The following is a 2040-nucleotide window of genomic DNA, read 5'->3' on the forward strand; positions in this document are numbered from 1 at the left end:
TATTTAACACATTTAAATATATGTAATAGTACATATACCTTTAAGGTAAGGAATTGTGTTTATTTAATTTCAAATGAAGCACCATTAGATATATTAGGTCGTATAGTTGATTACGTGAAGAACAAGCCATGACATATATTAAAGTTCATTGGATTCATAAAAATAAAGATGAACCAATTGAATTATATAGCGAGTTAGATGAAGATCGTTATGAGACGAAGAAAGTGGAGATTTTTATAGATGATACAGCAGGTTATGCGGAAGAAAATCAGTCATATGGAGAAACATTATTAGGTAAATGTCCAATACCATCTTTAGAAGATATTAATTCAAACCCAGAATTTAAAGCGAAGAGTATAACAAAAGAAGAGTTTTTTGCCATATGGAATAAATATGTTCCATTTCAAAAATAAAGCAAAGCGATTACTCCACACACTCTTTGATTATTTGAACGTATTAAGAAAAAATATTGATCGCCTTATCGAGCGACAAAGCTATTTGAGATTCATTTAGTATTCTTATTGTCTGCAAGCAGGATCAGATATCCGTCAGAAATCTTCACCATAACAATTATCCAAGTATCAAATCCCACCTCAGCGAGCAGCCGCCTTTAAGATGGCGGCTGGAGTGTTGTAAATAATATGTGGTCATGCCTCTTTTCATGTTTTTGTGACGGGAGCTGGCATAACCAACCTGAACGGCTTGCCGGAGGAACTGACGGATGAAGCCGGTGAAATTGTGTGGGAATGCTCATACCAGCTGTGGTGCAAAACGGTACAGGAGACTGCCCATAGAAAGATACAACAGAATCTACGTTATCAGGGACAGTAATTAGACAGAGAAACCGGACTGCACTACAATACTTTGTGGTACTATGATCCTGATACAGCTTGCTTTATGTAGACTGATCCGATTGGATTTCTGGGTGGCTTTAATCTGTATCAGTATGCGCCTAATGGGTTGACTTGGGTCGATCCGTGGGGATGGAGTTGTGGTGTTGTAAAACCCCGAAAAGCGTCTCAATTGCCTGTAACAAAACCAGGAACAAAAGCATGGCAAAAAGCAGTAGAAAAATTAAGGATGGCTAGAGGACATGCAACTGATAATGATGGCAATAACATTCACAATATACGTGTTCCAAATCAGCGCGATGCTCGACAGCTAATTGAAGAGGCTTTTGGTAAAGGCTTTCCACATAATAAACCTCAAACCAAAACTGGAAACCGTGGCTATGAATATCATAGACCTCCAGAATCTACAGTCCCATTTGATAATGATCTTCAACACATAAAATGGTATGACTGGCAGACTAAACAAGGGGCAGACGGACATGTATTTTATGATATATGGAATTAATTTATGGACCTATTATTTTCGACATATACTCATTTTTTTGGTACAAACATTGAGCACGATAAAGCAATAGAAATTAGAAAAGTTATTATTCATACTTTCAGAAAACCTTTTATTAAAAAAGATATGAAGACTCATGGTCCTTTATGGAATCAATATATAGCGCCCAAAGGAGCGATTGATATTACTAATCTTGATACAGATCAAAAAATACAGGGTTATGTATTAGTCGATGGAAAAGGAAAAAATATGTACTTATTTTTATCTTCTTTGAAAAATTTTTTATCATATCTAGAAAATAGAAATGATGGTTTATTTCCTGCTATCTATTTTGTTAATAAAGATTTTACCTTTTGTTTTGGAGAAAATGGCGAAAGAGGGACAATGCAACCTATTTATGTTTATAAAGGGGTAAAAAACTAATAAAAGCGGTGATTTTATTATTAAATACGATGAAAATGGAATATAAGTTTTATTAATAGATGAGTTAATTGCGGATATGGCTAGAAGAGATTGATGTCTATAACTAGTTATATATCAATTATATGTTTTTTGAATAAAATAAAGAAATTCTTATAGGTAAACAAGATATTTTAGAAATATGCTTTTATTTTTTACTTTAACATCTCAGGGATATTATGATTTTATGAATTATACTATATATTATATTAATAATATTACGGACTA

Annotated in this window: 4 protein-coding genes; all 4 read left to right on the plus strand. The window is 33.4% G+C overall.

Going from position 1 to position 2040, the window contains the following annotated elements:
- Positions 1–128 precede the first annotated feature (128 nt).
- The 4 genes from B6C99_RS12920 (at position 129) to B6C99_RS12930 (ending at position 1776) form a co-directional block, all read left to right on the plus strand.
- On the plus strand, positions 129–413 hold the full coding sequence (locus B6C99_RS12920) for a hypothetical protein (protein WP_086360189.1): 285 nt from the start codon (positions 129–131) through the stop codon (positions 411–413).
- A 256-nt stretch (positions 414–669) separates the two neighbouring features.
- Positions 670–831 carry an RHS domain-containing protein gene (locus tag B6C99_RS13815; RefSeq protein WP_216818948.1) on the plus strand — a complete coding sequence of 54 codons (162 nt, stop codon included), beginning with the start codon at positions 670–672 and terminating at the stop codon, positions 829–831.
- Positions 832–960: 129 nt separating this feature from the next.
- The gene (locus tag B6C99_RS13470; protein WP_216819501.1) at positions 961–1356 is read left to right on the plus strand and encodes a hypothetical protein; all 396 of its coding nucleotides are present in this window, start codon (positions 961–963) and stop codon (positions 1354–1356) included.
- 3 nt (positions 1357–1359) lie between these two features.
- Positions 1360–1776, plus strand: a complete 417-nt coding sequence (locus B6C99_RS12930; protein ID WP_086360190.1) for a hypothetical protein — start codon at positions 1360–1362, stop codon at positions 1774–1776.
- The last annotated feature ends 264 nt before the right edge of the window (positions 1777–2040 follow it).

This window comes from Gilliamella sp. N-G2 (assembly GCF_002142215.1).
Taxonomy (GTDB): Bacteria; Pseudomonadota; Gammaproteobacteria; order Enterobacterales; family Orbaceae; genus Gilliamella.